The sequence below is a fragment of the Streptomyces hypolithicus genome (genome assembly GCF_052934925.1).
Window position 1 is genome coordinate 2,138,789 of the sequence record NZ_CM128811.1, and the last position, 21,639, is coordinate 2,160,427.

The 21,639-nt window shown below is 71.5% G+C and carries 18 protein-coding genes and 1 pseudogene; 8 read left to right on the forward strand and 11 right to left on the reverse strand.

The features are described 5' to 3' along the window. Positions 1 to 45 precede the first annotated feature (45 nt). The 5 genes from ACU6WZ_RS09875 to ACU6WZ_RS09895 form a co-directional block, all read right to left on the reverse strand. The gene (locus tag ACU6WZ_RS09875; protein ID WP_447033963.1) at positions 46 to 1,278 is read right to left on the reverse strand and encodes an amidohydrolase; all 1,233 of its coding nucleotides are present in this window, start codon (positions 1,276 to 1,278) and stop codon (positions 46 to 48) included. A 335-nt stretch (positions 1,279 to 1,613) separates the two neighbouring features. Continuing rightward, the gene (locus ACU6WZ_RS09880; RefSeq protein ID WP_447032735.1) at positions 1,614 to 2,675 is read right to left on the reverse strand and encodes a hypothetical protein; all 1,062 of its coding nucleotides are present in this window, start codon (positions 2,673 to 2,675) and stop codon (positions 1,614 to 1,616) included. A gap of 40 nt (positions 2,676 to 2,715) precedes the next feature. Beyond that, entirely contained in the window at positions 2,716 to 3,642 is a 927-nt protein-coding gene (locus ACU6WZ_RS09885) for an N-acetylneuraminate synthase family protein (RefSeq protein ID WP_447032736.1), read from the reverse strand. Positions 3,643 to 3,672: 30 nt separating this feature from the next. Beyond that, complete coding sequence (locus ACU6WZ_RS09890) at positions 3,673 to 4,986, reverse strand: cytidylyltransferase domain-containing protein (protein WP_447032737.1); 1,314 nt, start codon at positions 4,984 to 4,986, stop codon at positions 3,673 to 3,675. Further along, complete coding sequence (locus ACU6WZ_RS09895) at positions 4,983 to 6,317, reverse strand: DUF6716 putative glycosyltransferase (protein WP_447032738.1); 1,335 nt, start codon at positions 6,315 to 6,317, stop codon at positions 4,983 to 4,985. Before ACU6WZ_RS09895 ends, ACU6WZ_RS09890 begins: the two co-directional genes overlap by 4 nt. 187 nt (positions 6,318 to 6,504) lie before the next feature. On the opposite strand from ACU6WZ_RS09895, the gene ACU6WZ_RS09900 reads away from it, so the two are divergent. From ACU6WZ_RS09900 to ACU6WZ_RS09910, 3 genes are read left to right on the forward strand one after another with little or no spacing between them, the layout of a single operon-like run. Further along, on the forward strand, positions 6,505 to 7,515 hold the full coding sequence (locus ACU6WZ_RS09900) for a glycosyltransferase family 2 protein (protein WP_447032739.1): 1,011 nt from the start codon (positions 6,505 to 6,507) through the stop codon (positions 7,513 to 7,515). Then, positions 7,515 to 8,855, forward strand: a complete 1,341-nt coding sequence (locus ACU6WZ_RS09905; RefSeq protein ID WP_447032740.1) for an alpha-2,8-polysialyltransferase family protein — start codon at positions 7,515 to 7,517, stop codon at positions 8,853 to 8,855. Before ACU6WZ_RS09900 ends, ACU6WZ_RS09905 begins: the two co-directional genes overlap by 1 nt. After that, a complete protein-coding gene (locus ACU6WZ_RS09910) occupies positions 8,852 to 10,069 on the forward strand; it encodes an acyltransferase family protein (protein WP_447032741.1) in 1,218 nt (405 codons plus the stop codon). Before ACU6WZ_RS09905 ends, ACU6WZ_RS09910 begins: the two co-directional genes overlap by 4 nt. A gap of 39 nt (positions 10,070 to 10,108) precedes the next feature. Here the strand turns inward: ACU6WZ_RS09910 and ACU6WZ_RS09915 are convergent. Continuing rightward, positions 10,109 to 10,585: pseudogene (locus ACU6WZ_RS09915) on the reverse strand (ATP-binding protein); the annotation flags it as partial. A gap of 167 nt (positions 10,586 to 10,752) precedes the next feature. On the opposite strand from ACU6WZ_RS09915, the gene ACU6WZ_RS09920 reads away from it, so the two are divergent. The 4 genes from ACU6WZ_RS09920 (at position 10,753) to ACU6WZ_RS09935 (ending at position 14,540) form a co-directional block, all read left to right on the forward strand. Next, complete coding sequence (locus ACU6WZ_RS09920) at positions 10,753 to 11,667, forward strand: helix-turn-helix domain-containing protein (RefSeq protein WP_447033965.1); 915 nt, start codon at positions 10,753 to 10,755, stop codon at positions 11,665 to 11,667. Next, positions 11,630 to 11,758 (forward strand): DUF397 domain-containing protein, encoded by a 129-nt coding sequence (locus tag ACU6WZ_RS09925; protein WP_447033967.1) that lies wholly within the window; start codon positions 11,630 to 11,632, stop codon positions 11,756 to 11,758. The genes ACU6WZ_RS09920 and ACU6WZ_RS09925 overlap by 38 nt, the downstream gene beginning before the upstream one ends. A gap of 271 nt (positions 11,759 to 12,029) precedes the next feature. Then, positions 12,030 to 12,980: a hypothetical protein gene (locus ACU6WZ_RS09930; protein ID WP_447032742.1), complete on the forward strand. Its 951-nt coding sequence runs from the start codon at positions 12,030 to 12,032 to the stop codon at positions 12,978 to 12,980. A gap of 78 nt (positions 12,981 to 13,058) precedes the next feature. Beyond that, a complete protein-coding gene (locus ACU6WZ_RS09935; RefSeq protein ID WP_447032743.1) occupies positions 13,059 to 14,540 on the forward strand; it encodes an AAA family ATPase in 1,482 nt (493 codons plus the stop codon). A gap of 36 nt (positions 14,541 to 14,576) precedes the next feature. On the opposite strand, the gene ACU6WZ_RS09940 is transcribed toward ACU6WZ_RS09935, so the two are convergent. The 3 genes from ACU6WZ_RS09940 to ACU6WZ_RS09950 form a co-directional block, all read right to left on the reverse strand. Beyond that, entirely contained in the window at positions 14,577 to 15,158 is a 582-nt protein-coding gene (locus ACU6WZ_RS09940) for a Uma2 family endonuclease (protein WP_447032744.1), read from the reverse strand. Positions 15,159 to 15,367: 209 nt separating this feature from the next. Further along, positions 15,368 to 16,021: a leucine efflux protein LeuE gene (leuE, locus tag ACU6WZ_RS09945; RefSeq protein WP_447032745.1), complete on the reverse strand. Its 654-nt coding sequence runs from the start codon at positions 16,019 to 16,021 to the stop codon at positions 15,368 to 15,370. Positions 16,022 to 16,178: 157 nt separating this feature from the next. Continuing rightward, entirely contained in the window at positions 16,179 to 17,759 is a 1,581-nt protein-coding gene (locus ACU6WZ_RS09950; protein ID WP_447032746.1) for an acyl-CoA mutase large subunit family protein, read from the reverse strand. Positions 17,760 to 18,022: 263 nt separating this feature from the next. Between ACU6WZ_RS09950 and ACU6WZ_RS09955 the strand changes: the two genes are divergently transcribed. Then, the gene (locus ACU6WZ_RS09955; RefSeq protein WP_447032747.1) at positions 18,023 to 19,054 is read left to right on the forward strand and encodes a L,D-transpeptidase family protein; all 1,032 of its coding nucleotides are present in this window, start codon (positions 18,023 to 18,025) and stop codon (positions 19,052 to 19,054) included. Positions 19,055 to 19,357: 303 nt separating this feature from the next. Here the strand turns inward: ACU6WZ_RS09955 and ACU6WZ_RS09960 are convergent, their stop codons facing one another. Both ACU6WZ_RS09960 and ACU6WZ_RS09965 read right to left on the reverse strand, forming a co-directional pair. Further along, positions 19,358 to 20,440 carry a hypothetical protein gene (locus tag ACU6WZ_RS09960; protein WP_447032748.1) on the reverse strand — a complete coding sequence of 361 codons (1,083 nt, stop codon included), beginning with the start codon at positions 20,438 to 20,440 and terminating at the stop codon, positions 19,358 to 19,360. Further along, entirely contained in the window at positions 20,440 to 21,186 is a 747-nt protein-coding gene (locus ACU6WZ_RS09965; RefSeq protein ID WP_447032749.1) for an RNA polymerase sigma factor, read from the reverse strand. The genes ACU6WZ_RS09960 and ACU6WZ_RS09965 overlap by 1 nt, the downstream gene beginning before the upstream one ends. Between the last annotated feature and the right edge of the window lie 453 nt (positions 21,187 to 21,639).

The following is a 21,639-nucleotide window of genomic DNA, read 5'->3' on the forward strand; positions in this document are numbered from 1 at the left end:
GCGGGCGGATCCGCACCCTTTCGGTGCGCTCCGTCCCAGCCGTGGTTACGAAGGGTGGCCGTCGAGTAGCGCGGCGGCAGTGAAGAGCTCGACGCCGGCCTCGATCGCGGCCTCGTCCACGTCGAAATCACCCCGGTGCAGATCGCGCCTCGCGGTGTCACCGGGAGTACGGACGCCCAGGCGGGCCATCGCGCCGGGGACGTGCTCCAGGTACCAGGAGAAGTCCTCGCCGCCGAGGCTCTGCTCGGTGTCCTCGATCGCGTACGGTCCGCGCCTGGCGGCCATGGCGGCGGCGAGCAGCTCCGTGACGGTGTGCTCGTTGACGACCGGGGGCACGCCGCGGATGTAGTTGATCTCGGACTTGGCGCCGTGCATCGTCGCGACCTCGTCGATCGCGGCGTGCACCAGGTCCGGGGCTTCGCGCCAGGCCTGGAGGTCCAGGCAGCGGACGGTGCCGGACAGCTCTGCGCGCTGCGGGATGACGTTGCAGGCGTGGCCGGACTCGATGCGGCCCCAGGTGACGGCGAGGCCCGCACGGGCGTCGACGCGGCGGGCGATCAGCGCCGGGACGTCGGTGGCGACCCTGGCCACGGCCGTCACCAGGTCCGTGGTCAGGTGCGGGCGCGCGGTGTGGCCGCCGGGGCCGTCCAGCGAAACCTCCAGGCGGTCACAGGCCGAGGTGATCGGGCCGGCACTCAGGCCGATGCGGCCCGCGTCGACCTTGGGGTCGCAGTGCACCGCGATGATCTTGCCTACGCCGTTCAGCGCGCCGGCCGCGATGGCGTCGGCCGCGCCGCCGGGCAGCACCTCCTCCGCGGGCTGGAAGAGCAGCCGCACGGGCCGGCGCAGCACACCCTGCCGGTGCAGTTCGGCCAGGACCAGGCCGGCGCCGAGGACGACGGCGGTGTGCACGTCGTGACCGCAGGCGTGCGCCCGGTCCGGGACGGTGGAGCGGTAGGGCACGCCGACCTTGGTGTCCGGGATGGGCAGCGCGTCGATGTCGGCGCGCATCGCCAGGAAGGGGCGTCCGGCCAACGGGTCCGACGGGTCCGCCGGGTCCGCCGGGTCCGCCGTGGTGTCCGTGCCGATGTCGCAGATCAGGCCGGTGCCGCCGGGCAGCACGCGGGGCGCGAGGCCGGCCTGTTCGAGGCGGGTCCTGAGCGCGGCGGTGGTGCGGAACTCCTGGTTGCCGAGCTCGGGGTGCATGTGCATGTCCCGGCGGAAGGCGATCAGTTCGACGCGCAGGGCCTCGGGCAGAGTGCCGGGCAGCGGGACCATACCGGGCAGTTCTGCTTCTTCTGTCGCACAGGAGATCAGCTGGTTCACCTTTGAAAGAGTAGGCCCCTTCGGTGGCCAACTCACTGGCGATCAACAAAAATTCAGCCGCATAGGGGAAAGAAATCCGGGCGCCGCGCGCTTGACCGGTACGTGGGGTGGGTAAGCTGCTCCGCTCTCACCCCTCCCCCGGCCTGGCGTTTTGTCCGCCTGGTGGGTTGCCGCCGGGGGCGCGCTGACGCGTTCACAACAAGGGCCGCACGCGTGCGCAAGGTCACTTTGTAACAAAAGCGACATTCCGGCCGGATGGGCGGCGCTCCCGCTCGGCCGCGCCCGCCTCAGCCGATGGCCGGAAGGCGCTGCACGTCCCGGGCGGTCGTAGTGACGCCCGACAGGAAGCCCTGGGCGCGCGGTGAGGCCGTGTCCCGGAGCCACTGGGGGTCCACGTCGCACACCGCGACCTTGACGCCTGTGCCCGCGAGGGCGAGCGGCAGGGTGTGCACGACGGTCGAGGGGAAGCTGAGGATCGTACGGCCGATGGGGCCGCGCCGGGCGATCAGTTCCAGCGGCAGGTCGGGGCGGACGATCTCCAGGCCCGTCTCGACGGCGAGGCGGTGCAGCTTGCCGGAGCTCTCGCGGCGGTGCGCGAAGTAGCGGGTGGCCCCGTGGGCGCGGGCCAGGGCGATGACCGCCTCGACGTACCGGTCGGGGTCGACGACACCGGTCTCGACCAGCGAGGTCCCGACCAGGTCGGCGCCCCGGGTGATGCGGGGTGGGCCGAACCGGGCCCGGGTCCAGCCGAAGTCGTTGGCGGTGACGGTGACCCCGGGTGCGTCCTCCAGCGGCATCGAGGTGAAGACCTCGACGGCGCGGGTGCGTGACGGCGTGAGGCGGCGGCGGGCGGCCGACGAGACGGGTCCGAAGGCGAGGTCGCGAGCCCCCCGGCGGCCGCCGCGCCGGTGCCAGCGCACCAGGCGTTCGCCGCCCGTGAGCTGGGCGATGAACTCCATGGTGGCCGTGCCGTCGTCGACGACGACCAGGTCCCGGGCGCGCGTGATCGTCAGCAGCAGCTGTACGTACCGGGAGAACGGGTCGCCGATCACTATGCGGCGCGCCCGCCGCAGCGGGGACGCCAGACCGGCGACGGTCCGCAGGGGCGCCGCCGCCCCGCCACGGGCCTCCTCCCACCGCACCCGCATGCCTTCGCCGCGGGCGAGTTCCGCCATGCGCCGCAGCTGGCCGCGGGTCATGGGGTCGGTGGGTGACAGGACGACGACCGTGAGGTCGCGCGCCCTGAGCTCTGCCTTCGTATGAGCCCACTCCAGGACGTTCAGGAGCTGGACCGGGCTCTCGACGAAGGCGAGAGTGTCGGGGGCCTCGGTGGCGGGGGTGCCGTTCACGGCGACTTCGACCGTCTCTCCGTCAAGACCGTCAGGTCCGTCAGACTGCCGCGGGCTCGCGGTCGGTGCCCTCGGCGACGACGCCCGCGACCCGGCGGAGCTTCTTCATCGGGCCGAGCTCGGACTCGTACACCTTCTTGACGCCGTCACCGAGGGAGGCCTCGATGGTGCGGATGTCGCGGACCAGGCGGGTCAGGCCGCCCGGCTCGACGGACGCGGCCTGGTCGGAGCCCCACATGGCGCGGTCGAGCGTGATGTGGCGCTCGATGAAGGCGGCGCCGAGCGCGACGGCGGCCAGCGTGGTCTGCAGGCCGGTCTCGTGGCCGCTGTAGCCGATCGGCACGTTCGGGAACTCGGCCTGGAGGGTGTTGATCACCCGGAGGTTGAGCTCCTCGGCCTTGGCCGGGTACGTCGACGTGGCGTGGCAGAGCAGGATGTTGTCGCTGCCCAGCACCTCGACGGCGTGGCGGATCTGCTTCGGCGTGGACATGCCGGTGGAGAGGATGACCGTGCGGCCGGTGGCGCGCAGCGCGCGCAGCAGCTCGTCGTCCGTGAGGGAGGCGGAGGCCACCTTGTGGGCGGGGATGTCGAACTTCTCCAGGAAGGCGACGGCCTCGGTGTCCCACGGGGAGGCGAACCAGTCGATGCCGCGCTTCTTGCAGTACTCGTCGATGGCGCGGTACTCGTCCTCGCCGAACTCGACGCGGTGGCGGTAGTCGATGTACGTCATCCGGCCCCAGGGGGTGTCGCGCTCGATGTCCCACTGGTCGCGCGGGGTGCAGATCTCCGGGGTGCGCTTCTGGAACTTGACCGCGTCGCAGCCGGCGTCGGCGGCGGCGTCGATGAGCGCGAAGGCGTTCTCGATGTCGCCGTTGTGGTTGATGCCGATCTCGCCCGTGACGTAGACGGGGTGGCCGGGGCCAGCGGTCTTCGAACCGAGGGTGCGGATACGGGAGTTGGTGCTCATGTGGCTCATTTCCTTACCGGTGGGGGTGAGTTACGGAGTGGGGGTGACAGTTGTGGCAGGGGTGGCGGCGGTGACCTGTGCCGGCGCAGCGGGCACGTCGGCCCTGCTGAGGGACGGCCCGAGGATCCAGGCGGCGATCTCGCGGATCGCGCCCTCGCCGCCGGGGATCGTCGTCACGGCGCGCGCCGCCGCACGCACCGTGTCGTGAGCGTTGGCGACCGCCACCGGCCAGCCCACAAGGGCCAGGCAGGCCAGGTCGTTCACGTCGTTGCCGGCGTAGAGCACCCGCTCGGGCGCCACACCCTGCTCCTCGCACCACTGCTTGAGTGCGAGGTCCTTGCGGTCGATGCCGTGGAGTACGGGGATGCGCAGTTTGCGCGCCCGTGCGGCGACGACCTGGTTCTCTTCCGTGGACAGGATCAGCAGCTTGAGCCCCGCGTTGCGCAGGGCGGCGATGCCGAGCCCGTCGCCGCGGTGGACGGCGACAAGCTCGCGTCCCTCGGAGTCGATCAGCACCCGGTCGTCCGTCTGGGTGCCGTCGAAGTCGATGACGACCGCGTCGAGGTCGTCGCGGGTCGGCAGTGCGCCGCTCGCGTCCTGCGGGTCCGCCCCGTCGAGGAGCGGCGCGAGGGCGCGGGCGCGGGCCAGGTCGTGCGGGTCGTCGATCTCCAGCACGCGGGCCGGGTCGGTACGTACCAGCGCGGTCCGTCCGAAGAAGCGGTGGCCTGCCTTGCGGAACCCGGCGGCGTCCATGGCGTACGCGGCGCCGGTCTCCAGGAAGTCCTGCGGCCGGTCCTGGCGGCGGGGGCGGACGGCCTTGTCGTGGTTGACGCCGACGGCGGCGCCGGTCCCGGGCTCCTCCCGCCACACGAAGCCGTGGAAGGCGGCCACCGTGTGCGCCGTGTCCGCCCCGTCCTGCACCACCGCGGCGCAGACGCCCTCGACGTCGCCGCTGGTCAGGAACGGGCTCGTGCACTGCACCAGCAGCACCACGTCGACGACCGCGCCGTGCAGCGCCTCATGGGTGTCCAGGGCGTGCAGCACGGCCGCCTCGCTGGTCGCCGTGTCCCCGGCGATGTCGGCGGGGCGCAGCGCGACCTCCGCGCCGGCCCCGCGGGCCGCGGCGGCGATCGCCGGGTCGTCCGTGGAGACCACGACGTCCGTGACGTGCCCGGCGCCCAGGCAGGCGCGGACGGCGCGCGCCACGAGCGCCGTGCCGCCCACGGCGGCGAGGTTCTTCGCCGGTACGCCCTTGGATCCGCCGCGGGCGGGGATCACGGCGAGGACGCGGGGTGCGGTCGATGCGTGCGATGCGTCGGTGCCGGTCTGCGGCTGGCTGCTCATAGTTCTCCCATGCGGCGGATGACGGGGGCCACGCGCTGCACCCCGTGGCGGTACGCGCCGCGCGCCGCCTCCCGTACGGCGTCGCGCAGGACGCGGCGTACGCCGGTGACGTCGGCGGTGGCGCCCGCGCCGTCGAGGCGGTGGCGGGCAAGGACGCCGGGGAGGTAGCCCGGCGCGGTGGTGGCGGTGTAGTACGGGGCCAGGGGCGGCAGGCCGGGGCGCTCCAGGAGCGCGGTGACCCGCTTGCGTACGGCGTCGAAGGCCGTGTCGTACGCGCCGTCCGCGGCCACGCCCTGGCGGGCCAGCCACTCCTCGTCGGGCACCGGCCGGTGGCCGGCGTCCAGCTGGTCCCAGGAGGCGAGGCACCCGGAGCCGAGGAAGTGGTGGTTGCCGAGGACCTCGCGCACGCCCAGGTCGGTGAGGACGGCCGTCGGGATGCGGCGGTGCAGGGACTCCAGGGCGGCCGTCGAGCTGACCGTGACCAGCAGGTCGGTGCGGTCCAGGACGTCGCCCATGTGTCCGTACACAAGGCGGAAGTTGGGGGGCGTGCCGCCTTCGATGCGGGCGGCGAGCTTCTGGTAGGGCAGTTCCTCGATGTGCGTGGTGTGTTCGCCCGGCCTGCTGCGGAGCTTGAGGAGCACCTCGCGGCCGGGGTGCAGCGTGGCGTGCTGGACCAGGCGGCGCAGCAGGTAGGCGCGGTCGGCGCGGGACTGCGGCACGGAGGGCTGGACGGCGAAGACGACGGTGCCCGTCTCCGTCCCCGTCTCCGTCCCCGTCTCCGTCCCCGTCTCCGTCTCCGTCCCCGTGTAGGGGTCGCCGCCGAGGAACGGCAGCGCGGCCTCCGTCACGGCCGAGGCGTCGGCGCCCACGCCTTCGTACACCTCGCGGAAGCGCTCCGCGTCGTGCAGGGAGTTCGCGATGACGATGTCAGCGCCGTGGCGCAGCAGCAGCCCGTCGGCGAGCTTCTCGTACACGACACCGACGTAGCCGGTGCCGACGACGGGCCGGCGGGCGGTGTCCGGCCACAGGGGCGCGAGGCCGTGCAGCATCGCCTGTACGGCGCCGCCGACGAGGGCGAGCAGGACGACGTCGTACGCCTCGTGCTCGACTTCGCCGATGAACTGAGCGGCGGTCACCTCGCGCACACCGTCGACCGGCACGCCGACCTCGGCGAGCTGGCGCGGTGTGGGGGTGGCCCGGCCGCGCAGCAGGAATCCGCTGAGTTCGGCGTCCGGCGCGATACGGCGGGCGGTGAGCGCCCCCCATTTCCATCGCGTGTCGGAATCGGCGATCACGGCGATCCGTAGGGCTTTGCTGGTACTTGCTTGCACATCGACGAAGCTAGGGACGCTTTCCGATGCACGGCCCAACTCAGGAGCAACAAAGGGTTAACAGCGCATCGACGATCAGGGTCGGGGCCCGGTAAACAGCCGGGTTAACCGTTCCGCCATTCTTCGTTCACCCACCATCTCTCCGCCGGTCGCAACGAATGCCGGAGCAGCGCCTAGCGTCGAACGGGTGGTCAAGCTCTCCGTCGTCGTGCCGTTCTTCAACGTGCAGACATACGCCCCAGACACCCTTCGAAGTCTCCGTGCGAACGCGCGTGACGACTTCGAATTCATCCTCGTCGACGACTGTTCGACCGACGGAACCCCGGACATCCTCCGGCGCGCGGAGCGTGAACTCCCGGGGGCGGTACTCATCAGACATGAACGCAACGGTGGTCTGGCCACCGCCCGGAACACCGGCCTCGACGCGGCGCGCGGCGAGTACCTGACGTTCCTGGACGGTGACGACTGGCTGGCCGCCGGTCACTACCCGCGCCTGCTCGCCGCCATGGAGGACCTGGGCTGCGACTTCGTGCGCACCGACCACGTGCAGTGCACGGGCCGCGCGCGTACGGTCCACCGCGTCCCGCACGGCCGGCGCGGCGTCGTCATGTCACCGCGCGAGGCGATCCTGCCCGCCAGCCGTTCCACCTCGGTCGACTACGCCTTCGCCTGGGCCGGCATGTACCACCGCAGGCTCGCCGACCGTGGCCTGCTGCACTTCACGGACGGCCTGCGCACCGCCGAGGACCGGCCGTGGATCTGGCGGCTGCACCGGGAGGCCGAGAGCTTCGCGGCGCTCGGCATGCTGGGCACCTTCTACCGGCGGGGCGTCGCCTCGTCGCTGACGCAGATCGGCGACGTACGGCAGCTGGACTTCATCCGCGCGTTCGACCAGGTCATCGAGGAAACGGCGAAGGACCGCGACGCCGGGCTGCTGCTGCCGAAGGCGGTACGCACGTACTGCGCCATCATTTCCCACCATCTGGGAAGCATCGAAAGGTTCGAAGCCCCCGTGGCGAGGAAATTGCGGAGCATGAGCGCGGCGGCCCTCAAACGAATGCCGCAGGACGTCCTGAAGGACGCGCTCGACTCGATGGACGTGAAGCGCGCCGGGCGGCTGCGCAGGCTGCGGAACTTTCCAGTGTCCGGGTCTGGGTCCGCCTCCGGGTCCGCGCCCGCGTCGGAGGTCGCTGCCTGATGGCCACCACGCAGATCTTCTTCGCCTCCACCCTGTACGGCGCCGCCACCCTGGCCGCCGCCATCGACAGCGACTGCTTCGGACCCGGCCGCCGGCTGCTGCTGGTCAGCAACAACGCCATGACCCCCGAGACGACCCCCGCACTCGACGAGATGCCCGGCTTCGACCGGCTGCGGAGCCGCTTCGACCGGGTGCTGTCCTGGAACGAGACCATCGCGCCCTTCCACCCCGGGGCGTGGTCGCCGCGCGCCGACGACGTTCCGCTGTGGGAGCGCCATCTGCGGCTGCTGTGGGGGCTCGGCGACGACACGGTGGAACTGTTCGTCGAGTCCATCCAGGTCAACCCGGCCCTGGCGCTCGCCGAGCTGTTCCCGGACGCGCCCGTCGAGGTGTACGCCGACGGGCTGATGAGCTACGGCCCCACCCGCAACAAGCTGCACCCGCTGGTCGGTACGCGCGTACGCCGCCTGCTCCACCTGGACCTGGTCCCCGGTCTCGCACCGCTCCTCCTCGGCGAGTTCGACGTGCCGGCGGAGCTGGTGCCGACCGAGGCCTTCCTGAAGGTGCTCGCCGAAGTCGGCGACGCACAGACGGATGTGCCGCTGCCGGACCTGCCCGCGAACAGCGCGCTGCTGCTCGGCCAGTACCTGTCGGCGCTCTCCATCCTCACGCCCGAGGAGGAGGAGGACCTGCACGTGACGATGGTGCGCGGAGCCGTGAAGCGCGGCCACCGGTCCATCGTCTTCAAGCCGCACCCGACCGCGCCGGCCCGCTGGGCGCGCCTGGTCGAGCAGGAGGCCGAGCAGCTCGGCGTCGAACTGACTGTGGTGGACGAGCCGTTGCTGGCCGAGGTGCTGTACCAGCGGTCCCGCCCGGCGCTGGTCGTCGGCTGCTTCTCGACGGCGCTGATGACGGCGAGCACCTTCTACGGCATCCCCGTCGCCCGCACCGGCACGGACGCGCTCCTGGAGCGCCTGACCCCGTACCAGAACAGCAACCGCGTCCCGGTCACGATCGTCGACGCGCTCGTTCCCGACCTCACCGACGACACCGACGACACCGCGAGCAGCCCGCCGGCCCTGGCGGACCTGGCTGGCCTGCTCCAGGCGGTCGGCTTCGCGATGCAGTCGCAGATCCGCCCCGATCTGCGGCCGGCCGCCGAGCGGTATCTCGCCGACCACCTGAACTCGGGTGTGATGCGGTACTTCAAGCGCCGCCGGCTCACCTCGCTCGGGCTGCCGGGCGGGATCCCGGCGCGGCTGGCGTTCCTGCCGCGGAACGCCGCGGTGCGCCGGATCGTGCGCCGGGCCCGGCGTCTGAAGCGGGTCGCACGGCGATGAGGTCACCCGAAGCCCCGGCCACCCGGCCCCGCGCGCCGGGGGCCGCGCCCGAGCTGACGGCCGCGCCCGAGCTGGCAGCCTCACCCGGCCTGACGGCTGCGCCCGGCGCGACCCCTGCGCCCGGCCCGACCGCGGCCCCCGGCCCGACGCGGGCGCCGAAGCCCCGGCTGCGCGCCCTGGACGGGCTGCGGCTGCTGGCCGCCCTGATGGTCGCCGCGTACCACTACGGCGGCCGGGGAGGCGAGATCAGCGGGGCGTGGGGCAGCTCGCCGAAGGTCCAGTTCCCCACCCTGCACGAGTGGTTCGCGTACGGCTGCCTCGGCGTGCAGATCTTCTTCGTCATCAGCGGCTTCGTGATCTGCATGAGCGGCTGGGGCAGGCCCCTGCGCTCCTTCTTCGCCTCACGCGTGTCCCGGCTCTTCCCCGCCTACTGGGCCGCCGTCGTGCTGGTGACGCTCGTCTTCGCACTGCCCGGCGTCGCCTACGAAGCGGTCTCACCCAGCGACGCGCTCGTGAACATGACGATGCTCCAGCAGCCCCTCGGCGCGGACCGGGTGCTCGGCGTGTGCTGGACCCTGTGGGCGGAGCTGCGCTTCTACGCCCTGTTCGCGCTGTGCGTGGTACTGCCCGGCGCCACCCGCGCCCGCGTCGTGCTGTTCTGCGCGGTGTGGACGCTGGCGGCCGTCGTCGCGGACGCGGCGGGGCAGCCGCTGCTCGACATCGTCCTGATGCCGGAGTACGCCCCCTTCTTCATCGGCGGCATGGGGCTCTACCTGCTGCACCGGAACCGCCGGGACGCCACCGCGTGGGGCATCGTGGTGGTCAGCTGGCTGCTCGGCCAGCACTACACGGTCGCCACGCTGTGGCACCGGCCGGACCCGTCGTTCTTCTCGCAGCGCTCGTCCCTGGTGATCATCGCGATCGTCACGGCCGGTTTCCTGCTGGTCGGCGCCGTCGCGCTCGGCCACTTCCGGTGGGCCCACTGGCGCTGGCTGACCGTGGCCGGCGCCCTGACGTACCCGTTCTACCTGGTGCACGAGCGCCTGGGCTGGGTGTCGGTCGACCTCCTGCACCAACGCCTCGGACTGCCGTCGTACGCCACCCTGGGGCTCACCATCGCCCTGATGCTGCTCCTGGCCTGGCTGCTGCACCGCTACGTCGAGAAGTGGCTGACACCGCTGATCCGCCGATCCCTGGCCACACCGACGCGCTGACCACAGACCCGCGTGTTGAACACCGGGATCCACGACGTACTCCGCCCAGACCGTCTTGCCGATGGGCGCACGCGGGTTGACGCCCCAGCGCGTGGCCAGCACTTCCACCAGGAGCAGTCCGCGGCCCGATTCGTCGTCGGGAGACACAGCCGGCGAGCTGGTCGGGGGATGATCGGGGCAGGCGTCCGAGACCTCGATGCGGATCGTGCGCGCCCCTTCCTCCATAGCGAGGCGGAGCTGGAAGTCGCGCCCGGGCACGCGGCCATGGCGTACGGCATTGGCCGCGAGCTCCGCCACCAGCAGCGAGACGGTGCATGACGTGTCCGACGCGGGCGTGAATCCCCACTCGTCCATGCGCCGCACGGCGAGCCGCCGGGCGAGCCGCGCCCCTCGGGGCGAGGAGGTGAACTGGGCGAGAAGTACGTCAGGTACGTCGCGCGTCGTCGCGGCGACTTCCGCAGCCCGCTTGGGGTCCTCGTCCGGCGTGGTCATCGTCTTCAGCACTGTTCCGTCCATCCCAGTCCGTCGATCCTTCGCACGACACTTCCGGTGCATGAGTCGTGACGTTCTGCTCTCAAGAGTCGTCCCACAGCCCTACGCTCGAAAGGTGAGGAAGCCTTACCTTTCAGCCCGTAAGGAACGGAAGTGACGCCTTGGCCAAAGAGATTGACCCCAAGTCATCGATGGCAGCGCTGTTCGGTTCACGGGTCCGCAGACTCCGTACGGCCGCCGGGCTGACCCAGGCCGAACTGGGCGAGAAGACACACGTGGTGAGCACCCGGATCACCCAGATCGAACGGTCCTCCGGCGCCAAGCCGACGCTTGAGCTGGCGCGTGCGCTCGACACCGTTCTCGGCGCGGACAACCTGCTGGTCGACCTGTGGCCGTACGTCTACCGCGAGACGTTCCCAGACTGGTCGCGGGCGTTCATGGCGCACTCGGCGCGCGCCGAGTCGATCGGTGAGTACGCGGCGCATGTGGTGCCCGGTCTGTTGCAGACCGCGGACTACGCGCGGGCTGTTCTGAGCGTCGGGCGGTCGCACCGGAACGGGGAGCAGTTGGAGGAGCGGCTCGCCGCCCGGCTGGGGCGCCAGGAAAGGCTCCGTTCGCCCGATCGTCCCGACCTGTGGGTAGTCCTGGACGAGGCGGTGTTACGGCGTCCGATCGGTGGAGGGGATGTCATGCGGGGGCAGATGACCCGGTTGCTGGAGGCCGCCGCCGACCCCTGGATCACCGTGCAGGTACTGCCGTTCGACCAGGGCGAGCACAACGGTCTGGGCGGGGCCCTGACCGTTCTCACGCTGCCGGACAGCTCGGAAGTCGCGTACATGGAGGGCGCCGACTACGGCCAACTCATCGAGGAGCCAGACCGCGTCAGGCATTACTCGGTGATTTACGATCGGCTGCGGGCGGCAGCGCTGCCCCCGCTCATGTCGCTCGACATGATCCGATCCTTGATGGAGGGGAACCACCGTGGAGCGAGTGTCCCGTCTCGATCTGCACGGCGCCGACTGGCGCAAGAGCAGCTACAGCAATCAGGAGGGCGGCAACTGCGTGGAGGTGGCGGGCGGATTCCCCGGCGTCGTGCCGGTCCGTGACAGCAAGGCCCCTCAGGGCCCCTCGCTGGCCTTCCCATTGGCGTCCTGGACAGCTTTCATCGGGGAGTTGAAGGCCGACCACCGCATCTGAGCCCGCCGGGAACCGGTCGGCGCCGGTTCCCAGGTCCCACCGGATCCTCGTACGCGGGGGCCCGGTGGGCCGCGTACCTCCTAAAGGACTGGAGAGAAAGAACTACCTGCCCCCCTCCCCTCCCCCACGTCACCCGCACGGGTGACTGGCTTGCGGGCACGGGATGCGGGCGGTTACGTTCGCCGCGACAACCGCAAACATGAAGACGGCCCCCGGCCGGGACTGCAATCCCGATCGAGGGCCTGACCGATCAGGAAGAAGCACCTTCCCGATGGCTGAACCGCATTCTAACGCGCGCTCGCGCGCCGACGCCGGGGCTCCGACCTCCGGCGTGATCCACGTACGTACCCGTCTCACCGCCAACTTCACCGTGATCGCCAATGCCCTGGCGCAGCGGCCCGGAAGCGCGGTCACGGTCGGCGTCGCGACGTACATCCTCTCGCTGCCGGACGGTGCGCCCGTGAGCATCGCCGCGCTGTGCGAGCACTTCACCGAGGGCGAGATCCTGATCTCCCGGGCGCTCAAGGACCTGGAGCGGGCGGGCTACTTGGAGCGACGCCGCGAGCGCGGGCCCGGCGGGCTCATCCGTACGCGAACCTGCTTCCACGACGTACCGATTCGGGAGCTGGCCGCTCTGGCGCGTCCGAGCAGGCCCACGGGAGACGCGGCACCCGCACCGGCACAAGCACTCCGACCGGAAGCCGCCCCGAGCCCCGAGCCCGAGCCGGCGCCCGCCCGTCCGCAGACGGAGGAAACTCCGCCCGCGCCCGCGCCCGCGTCCCCATCCGCACCGGCACCCGCACCCGCACCCGCACCCTCGTCCTCGTCCTCGCTCGCCGAAGCCGACCCACAGGCCGTCGTCATCCTCGCCTCGCTGCGTATCGCCGATCCACGGCTGATCCTGTCCCGGCGGGACGTGACCGAGCTCGCTCCGGCCGTCGCGCAGTGGCTCGCGGAAGGCGTCGGGCCCGCGCAGATCACGCGCGCGCTCACCAGCGGGCTCCCGGACCACTTCCGGACGCGCCCGGCCCGCATCCTGGCCTACCGGCTCAGCGAACCGCCCATCGCCACGCCCACGCGCACCCCCACGCCCCGCACGTCGGCCGCCCTCCCATGGCAGACGTGCGACGGCGGCTGCGAACGCGCCTTCCGCGCAACGGCCCCCGGCCACTGCCGCGACTGCTCACCCGACAACGCCATGCCCAGCGCCGACACGGCGTGACTTTTTTGTAGTTCCGTAGTTAGTAGAAGTACAGAACTACAAAACTCGCACAGATCCCGCACGGCCTGGAGGCATGCCATGCCGCGTCCCCGCGTCGCTCATCTTCCGAAGCCGTCCGCCATGTACGACCGCGAAGTGGAGTGGAGCGACCTCGTGGCGTTCGCCACCCACGAGGGCCCGGGAGCAACCCTGGGTGTCGTATCCGGACGTCGTCGCCAGGGGAAGACCTTCCTTCTCGACTCGCTCTGCCAAGCCGCCGGAGGGTTCTACTTCCAGGCGGTGGAGTCCACCGAGGCCGTCTCGCTGCACGAGCTCGGCGTGGCCCTCGGCCGACACCGCGGAAGCAGCCCACTCAAACTGGTGAGTTGGCAGGACGCCGTTGACGAGCTGCTGGCCCTGGGGGCCGATCGCCCGCTGCCCGTGGTCATCGACGAGTTCCCGTACCTGGCGCGTCAGAACAACGCCCTGCCGTCCATCATCCAGGCCGCTTACGGCCCGCGCCGCCCGGAACGCCTCGCCTCGCAGGCCCGGCTTCTCCTGTGCGGCAGCGCGATTTCCTTCATGGGCAACCTGCTCTCGGGCCCGGCCCCGCTGCGTGGGCGCGCCGCGCTCGACATGGTCGTACATTCGCTGGACTTCCGTCAGGCCGCCGAGTTCTGGGGCATCGACGACCTGCGGCTCGCCGCACTCACGCACGCCGTGGTGGGCGGCACCCCGGCGTACCGGGACTTCGTGTACGGGGACGCACCCGAGTCCCTCGCCGACTTCGAGCCCTGGGTCGCCCGGTCCGTACTCAACCCGAGCAGTGCCCTTTTCCGTGAGGCGCGGTACCTCATCGCGGAAGAGCCCGACATGCGCGACCGCGCTCTGTACACCGCGGTCCTCACCGCCATCGCCTCCGGCAACCACACCCGGGGCGGCATCACCAACTACGTGGGACGAGCCGCGACCGACCTCACCCATGTGCTCAAGGTCCTGGAGGACTGCGGACTGGTGCGCATCGAACCTGACGCGTTCCGCAAGAACCGCAACACCTATCGGATCGCGGAACCCCTCCTCACCTTCCACCACGCGGTGATGCTTCCGGCTCTCGCCCATATCGAGCGGCGCCGCCCCGAGATCGCCTGGCAGCAGAACAAGCGGCAGTTCGAATGCACGGTACTCGGCCACCACTTCGAGGTGATGTGCCGCGAGTGGGTCACCGCCTTCGCCGCCCCCGAGACCTTCGGCGGACTCCCCGCAGAGGTACGCAGCGGTGTGGTCGCTGATCCCGGCGGCCGCACGTCCCACGAGGTGGACATCGTGGTCCACGGCATCATCGGGCAGGACCCGGGGATCCTGCTCTCCATCGGTGAGGTCAAGTGGCACCGGGAGATGGGCCTACGGGACCTCGACCGGCTCCGGCACATCCTCACGCTGCTCGAATCCCGGGGAACAGACATCAGCCACGCCCGTCCGGCGTGCTACAGCGGGGGCGGTTTCACCCCCGAGTTGCGGGACGCCGAGAAACGGGGCGAGGTGATTCTCGTCGGCCTCGACCGCCTCTACCGGGGCGACTGACTCCGCCTCCCGCCGGACAGCCCCCTCCGTCAGCCGTCAGCCGTCGCCATCGCCGTCGAGCAGGCGGTCCACCCACAGCTCCATACCGACCCCGACCGATTCCGGCACGGGGACGGACGAGCCTCGCTTGAACGGCGTACGGGTCCGGTAGGAGCCGCCCCGGGGGTCGGTATACAGCAGGACCTCGTCATGCCTGCGGTCAACGACAACGTAGACAGGGATCCCGGCCTGCGCGTAGCAGCCGACCTTGGGCCCCAGGTCGTCGGACCAGTTGGAGGATGTCACCTCAAGCACCATGCGAAAGACGTGGGGCGCGTAGCAGTTCCTCTGGATGTGGACGTTCCGGAAGTCCGCATCGACGACGGAGAAATCAGGGACCGCGTAGTCCTCCGGGCCCGTGGGCAACCACAAGCCAATGGCCTGCACGTACCTGCACCCCGCTTGTCGCGCCCCGGCTTTGGCGAACTCCATGATGAGCCAGGTCAACGTCTCAGCATGCGCTCCGTCGGCCGGGGGCGTTGCGGTGAGCCTCCCGTGGAGAATCTCCACCCGATAACCGGCGCGGGAAAGCTGATCGTCCGCCTCGGTGAGCGCCATCCTGTGCTGCCGTGCGGCCACGACACTCTCCTTCTGTGCACTCGCTGTCCAAGAGCGTAGCCAGGGCCACCGACAATCCGGCCGGGATCACTCGTCCGATGGACGCCCTGACAGCAGCGCGCGTGTCACCGAGGAGGGACGGCCCCTCCAGGCGACGACCACCGCCGCCTGGCGGCCCTGCGCGCGGAGATCCATGCCGCCACTGAGGCACGCGGCCCCGCAGGAGCGGATCAGACGCTGCTGACCGACAGCTTCGCCGCGAAGCCCAGGAACAGCGCTCCCGCCGCCGACGTGGCCCCCGCCGACAGGCGCCTGCGGCGGCGGAAGGCCGCGGCGAGGCGGGTGCCGCCGAAGATCAGGGCGGAGAGGTAGAGCACGCTGGCGAGCTGGGCGAAGGTGCCGAGCAGGACGAAGGACAGCGCGGGGTGGGCGTACGCCGGGTCGACGAACTGCACGAAGAAGGAGATGAAGAAGAGGATCGCCTTCGGGTTGAGCAGGCTGATCACCAGGGCCCGGCGGTACGGGCGCTCGGCGACCGGGGTGAGCGGTTCGGCGGGCGTGTCCGCCGTGATCTCGTGCCGGGTGCGCCACATCGACCACGCCGCCCGCAGCATCCCGATCGCGAGCCACGTCAGATAGCCGGCGCCCGCGTACTTCACGATCCCGAAGAGCAGCGGGTTCGCCTGGAGCAGCGAGGCCACGCCGGCCGCGGAGAGCACCATCAGCACCGCGTCGCCGCACCACACGCCGGCGGCGGCCGTGTAGCCGGTGCGTATGCCGCGGCGGGCGGCGACGGACAGCACGTAGAGCGAGTTCGGACCCGGCAGGAGAATGATCAGGACGAGGCCGACGAGATAGGTCGGCAGATCAGTGACACCCAACATGTGCGGAGTCTCGCATGGGCGTGCGACATTCTGCGCACGCGTTTCGCATCCGCGGGCGACTGCGGCACTGTCAGTCCGCGTCGCCGTCGAGGAGCCGGTCCACGGAGATCTCCATGTCCATCCCCACCGTTTCCGGCACACGGCGTCCTGGGCAGCCTCAGAACGCGTCCGCCGGGACGTACGTCCCCCACACCTCGCGCAGCGCGTCGCAGACCTCGCCGACCGTGGCCCGCGCCCTCAGCGCGTCCTTCATCGGGTAGAGGACGTTGTCCGTGCCGCGCGCCGCCCGCTTCAGCTCCGCCAGCGCCGCGTCCACCGCTCCCTGGTCGCGCTCCGCGCGCAGCTTCGCGAGGCGGTCCGCCTGCTGGGCCTCGATCGCGGGGTCGACGCGCAGCGGCTCGTACGGTTCCTCCGTGTCCAGCTGGAACCTGTTCACCCCGACCACGACCCGCTCGCCGCTGTCCGTCTCCAGGGCCACCCGGTAGGCGCTGCGCTCGATCTCGCTCTTCTGGAAGCCGCGTTCGATCGCGGCGACCGCGCCCCCCATGTCCTCGACCCGCGTCATCAGGTCGAGGGCGGCGGCCTCGACGTCGTCGGTCATCTTCTCGACGACGTACGACCCGGCGAAGGGGTCGACGGTGGCCGTCACGTCGGTCTCGTACGCGAGGACCTGCTGGGTGCGCAGGGCGAGGCGGGCGCTCTTGTCGGTGGGCAGCGCGATCGCCTCGTCGAAGCTGTTGGTGTGCAGGGACTGGGTACCGCCGAGGACGGCCGCCAGGCCCTGGACGGCGACGCGCACCAGGTTGACCTCGGGCTGCTGGGCCGTGAGCTGGACACCGGCGGTCTGCGTGTGGAAGCGCAGCATCAGCGACTTGGGGTCCTTCGCGCCGAACTCGTCGCGCATGACCTTCGCCCAGATCCGGCGCGCGGCACGGAACTTGGCGACCTCTTCGAGGATCGTCGTACGGGAGACGAAGAAGAAGGAGAGGCGCGGCGCGAAGTCGTCGACGTCCATCCCGGCGGCGACGGCGGTGCGGACGTACTCGATGCCGTCGGCGAGCGTGAACGCGATCTCCTGCGCGGGCGAGGCCCCCGCCTCGGCCATGTGGTAGCCGGAGATCGAGATGGTGTTCCACTTGGGGATCTCGGCCCGGCAGTACTTGAAGATGTCCGCGATCAGGCGCAGGGACGGCTTGGGCGGGAAGATGTACGTTCCGCGCGCGATGTATTCCTTCAGTACGTCGTTCTGGATGGTGCCGGTGAGCTGTGCGGCCGGTACGCCCTGCTCCTCGCCCACCAGTTGGTACATCAGCAGGAGGAGAGCGGCGGGCGCGTTGATCGTCATCGACGTGGAGACCTCGTCCAGCGGGATGCCGCCGAGCAGGACCCGCATGTCGTCCACGGAGTCGATGGCGACGCCGACCTTGCCGACCTCGCCGCTCGCGATCGCCGCGTCGCTGTCGTGGCCCATCTGGGTGGGCAGGTCGAAGGCGACGGACAGCCCCGTCGTGCCGTTGGCGATCAGCTGCTTGTAGCGGGCGTTGGACTCGGTGGCGGTGCCGAAGCCCGCGTACTGGCGCATGGTCCAGGGACGGCCGGTGTACATCGACGGGTACACACCGCGCGTGAAGGGGTACGCGCCGGGCTCGCCCAGCTTCTCCCGACTGTCCCAGCCCTCCAGGGCGTCAGGCCCGTAGACGGGTTCGATGGGCAGTCCCGACTCCGACTCGCGCGCCATTGCTGTACCTCCGGCGTCCGGCCCGCAGACCGGTGAGTGCGTGCTGATTCTCGCGACGGAGTGTAGTCGCGAGGGCGCGGCGGGGGGAGAGCCGTCGGCTGGGGCCTTGCTCACCATGTCGCTCCTCCCCCATGATGCGGGGGCTTTCGCAACCGGGCACAGCGGGAATCAGTCTTAGGTGACGGGACCGAGGAGACGGGACCGCAGGAGACGTACCTCAGGGGACGTACCTCAGGGACGGGACTAGGAAACGGGGGGCGCACATGCACCGTACGAAGAACCGGAACACCGGGCTCGGGCCCATACGCACAGCCCTGGCGACGGCCGCCGTGGTGGCCGTCACGGCGGGTTGCACGGCGCAGGCGGCCGGGGCGGGAGCCGCGCCGGGCAGCAGGGCCGGTGGGAATGGCGCGGCGTCCGCCGCCGCGCCCGCGCACAACCCACCGGCGCAGACCCCCGCGGGCGCGTCGCAGGCGGTGGCCCCCAAGCGGTCGGCGCGGGCCGCCGAGCCGGCGTCGGCCGCGGACGACAAGGCCCGGCAGCCCGAGCCGTCGGCCACGGAACCGTCCGCCACGGAGCCGTCCGTCGCTGAGCCGTCCGGCGCTGGGGTGTCCGCCACTGAGCCGTCCGCCACCGGGGCGCCGTCAACCGGGGCGCCCGCACCCAGAACGCTGCTCGCGAGCGGCGACGTCGGCGCCCGGGTGCGCGAACTCCAGGCGCGGCTCCGCCAGATCGCACACTTCGACCGCACCCCCACCGGGAACTACGGCCCGGTCACCTCGGCGGCCGTCTCCTCGTTCCAGGGCAAGCGCGGCCTGCCCCGTACGGGCACGACGGACACCGTCACCTGGGACAGGCTCCTCGGGATGACGAAGAAGCCGACCCGCGCCGAGCTGTATCCGACGGCCGCCAAGCCGGTCGCCAAGCCGGACCCGCGCTGTATGAAGGGCCGGGTGCTGTGCATCAGCAAGACCAGCCGGACGCTGTCGTGGATGGTCGAGGGGCGGGTCGTCTCGGCGATGGATGTGCGGCTCGGGTCGCAGTACACGCCTACGCGTGAGGGGACGTTCGAGGTGTACTGGAAGTCCCGGCACCACGTTTCGACGCTCTACGACACCCCCATGCCGTACGCCCTGTTCTTCAGCGGCGGCCAGGCCGTCCACTACTCCTCGGACTTCGCGGCGCGCGGCTACAACGGGGCGTCGCACGGGTGCGTCAACGTCCGGGACGAGGGGAAGATCGCGAGTCTGTTCGCGCAGGTCCGCAACGGCGACAAGGTCGTCATCTACTGGTGACGCCGGCGTGGAGCGGGTGTGCTGCGGGTGGTGAAGCGGGTGATGAGCGGCGCGGGCGGGACCGGGGGAACGTGTCCCGCCCGCGCCTTGTGCGCGGAGCCGAAGGTACGGGGGGAACCCCGGCTCGTCGCGCTGCCGATGACCAGTCGGCTCACTCTGTACTGCGCCATCCGCTCGAAAAACGTCACACCGGTGTGAGCGGCAGGGGAAAGGCGCAGGTCAGCTCGGGTGGGCCGGTGAGCGCCGGTGCCGCTGGGGGCGGTCAGGCCGGGGGCGACTGGCAGGGGCGACTGGCGGGGGCGGTCAGGCCGGGGGCGGCTGGCGGGTGAAGGAGAGCGGCGGCACCGGGCGGTCGAATCCGCCGGGGGCACCTTGGCTTCCGGCGCTGCCGGCGGGCTTGGCGTCCCCGAGCCCGTCCCCGTCGTCTCCGCCGCCGTCGCCGCTACGGTCGTCCCCGCCGTCGTCGTCGCGCTGCCCGCCGCCGCCGTCGTCCCCGCCGTCGTCCCCGCCGCCGTTGCCGCCCCGGTCTTCGCTGCCGCCGCCCTTGCCGTCGTCGTCGGCGCGGTCTGGGCGGTCCAGCAGGCGGGCGCAGAAGCGCTCGACGCGCTCGGCGCCACCGGCCGCGACCTCCAGGCGGCGCTTGCTTTCGGGGGTGAGGCGCCCGGCGCGGTAGTCCTGGCAGGCCTGGGCCATCGTGCGGGCCCATGTGCCGGATCCCGCGCCGCCGTTGCCCGTACCCTGCGAGGCTTCGCCGGTCTGGCCGGGGTCGGTGGTGGGTGCGCCGGCGCTCGGGCCGGTGGAGGACGCGGGCGTGCCGCCGCTGTCGCCGTCGCCGTTCCCCCGGCCCGGTGTCTCGTCCCCGCCGTCGGGAGTGCCGGTGGCGCCCGGCGAAGTCTCGGCGGGGCCAGGTGTCCCGGTGGGCGCCTCGGGGGTCGAGGGCGGCGCGGTGGCGGCAGCCGAGACGGAGGCCGCGGGCGCGGGGTCGGCGTTTCGCCCGAAGGGGCCCGGCAGGACGCCCGAGCCCGCAGCGACGGCGACGCCGCCGATGGTGACACCGGCGAGCGCGGCTGCCAGCCCGAAACGCACGGGGCGCCCCCAACGGGAGGGTGCGGGCGCCGCCCGGTGTCCCATCCGTACCGTCGAGACGGAATCCGTCGTCCCGGTCCCCGCCCCCGCCCCCGCCGCCCTGCGGAAGGCCATCAACGCGGCTGTCTCGCCCGGGAGTTCAGCGTTGACGGGTTCTGCGGCACGGGCCGCCCCGTCCAGTGCGGCCGACAGACGTGCGGCCCGGGCGCGTGCCTGGTCGCCGACGGGACTAACGGGCTCGCCGCGCAGCAGGCGCTCCGCCGCGTCCATGTCGAGCCACTCGTCACGCTCGTCGGCCATCACATGTCCTTCTGCGTCTGCACACGCGAATGCGTCACACCGAGGGACCTCACCCGCCCCGGCCGCGGCCCCCGCTGAGGGGGTACGGCGTCGAGTTCGGAACGCTCACCGGCCGGGCCCGCCACCGTATCGCCGCCGAGGTCGACGCCGAGGTCGGCGTCAGCGTAGGAGCCCAGGCCGGCGTCGGCGTCGGCGTCCGGAGCGTTCAACAGCTCGGCCAGCCGCTTGAGACCGCGGTGCGCGGCGGTGCGCACGGCACCGGGCCGCTTGCCGAGGGTCTGGGCGGCGCTCTTGGCGTCGAGCCCGACGACGACCCTCAGCACGACGGCCTCGGCCTGGTCCTGGGGAAGCTGGGCGATGAGGGCGAAGGTGTCGCCCGTAGCAAGGGCTTCCATCGCTTCGTCCGCGGTGTCGGCGGACGCGGGCTTGGAGGTGAGCTCGCTCTCGTCGCCGCCGACGGCCGGGCGCCTGCCGCGCATCCGGATGTGATCCAGGGAACGATTACGTGCGATTCGGGCAGCCCAGCCCCTGAACCGGTCGGCGTCCCCGCTGAACCGGGAGAGGTCGCGGGCTATCTGGAGCCACGACTCGGAGGCGACGTCCTCGGCCTCGGGGTCGCCCACCAGCGTTCGTATGTAGCCCAACAGTCGCGGGTGCACGGCGCGGTACACAGTCCGGAAGGCGTCTTCGTCCCCGTCCTGTGCCGCGAGCACCGCGGCGGTCAGCTCCGCGTCGTCCCCCAGCACTCCCTCAACCTGTCCCGAATCGCAGCTGGTCACTGCCGCGCAACCCAGCGCGAGTGTGCACGCTACGACGTTTCGAGGGGCCGCGTCCATGTCCTGTACAACGCGCAACTGTTTGCTGACAGAGAGCGGTGTGACAGAAAACGCATGCACGGCGCTGAGAGAGGTACGGGCCACCATTCGGTCCGTACGAACGACGACCGGGGCCTCTCCTGTGGGGGGTGGCGGCCCCGGTCGTCTTTCAACAGTGAGACCGCGTGACCGCGAGAGCCTTACCGGTGAGTGACCCACTCACCGCCCACGCACCCCACCCCACCCCGCCCTTGCCCTTGCCCTTGCCCTTGCCCATGCCCATGCCCTTGCCCATGGGCCGGCCCCTGATCCGGCCCCGTGCCGGCCTCAGGACTCTTCGCGACCTTCGCGGACCCCTTCGCGGACCCCTTCCCCGCCGCGCCA

Bases quoted from the DNA above. Each gene is read 5' to 3' on its own strand.
- ACU6WZ_RS09930 (WP_447032742.1), top strand. From the start codon at position 12,030: ATGGCTGAACCGCATTCTAACGCGCGCTCGCGCGCCGACGCCGGGGCT.
- ACU6WZ_RS09955 (WP_447032747.1), top strand. From the start codon at position 18,023: ATGCACCGTACGAAGAACCGGAACACCGGGCTCGGGCCCATACGCACA.
- ACU6WZ_RS09950 (WP_447032746.1), bottom strand. From the start codon at position 17,759: ATGGCGCGCGAGTCGGAGTCGGGACTGCCCATCGAACCCGTCTACGGG.
- leuE (WP_447032745.1), bottom strand. From the start codon at position 16,021: ATGTTGGGTGTCACTGATCTGCCGACCTATCTCGTCGGCCTCGTCCTG.
- ACU6WZ_RS09885 (WP_447032736.1), bottom strand. From the start codon at position 3,642: ATGAGCACCAACTCCCGTATCCGCACCCTCGGTTCGAAGACCGCTGGC.
- ACU6WZ_RS09910 (WP_447032741.1), top strand. From the start codon at position 8,852: ATGAGGTCACCCGAAGCCCCGGCCACCCGGCCCCGCGCGCCGGGGGCC.
- ACU6WZ_RS09905 (WP_447032740.1), top strand. From the start codon at position 7,515: ATGGCCACCACGCAGATCTTCTTCGCCTCCACCCTGTACGGCGCCGCC.
- ACU6WZ_RS09960 (WP_447032748.1), bottom strand. From the start codon at position 20,440: ATGGCCGACGAGCGTGACGAGTGGCTCGACATGGACGCGGCGGAGCGC.
- ACU6WZ_RS09890 (WP_447032737.1), bottom strand. From the start codon at position 4,986: ATGAGCAGCCAGCCGCAGACCGGCACCGACGCATCGCACGCATCGACC.
- ACU6WZ_RS09935 (WP_447032743.1), top strand. From the start codon at position 13,059: ATGCCGCGTCCCCGCGTCGCTCATCTTCCGAAGCCGTCCGCCATGTAC.
- ACU6WZ_RS09875 (WP_447033963.1), bottom strand. From the start codon at position 1,278: ATGGTCCCGCTGCCCGGCACTCTGCCCGAGGCCCTGCGCGTCGAACTG.
- ACU6WZ_RS09920 (WP_447033965.1), top strand. From the start codon at position 10,753: ATGGCAGCGCTGTTCGGTTCACGGGTCCGCAGACTCCGTACGGCCGCC.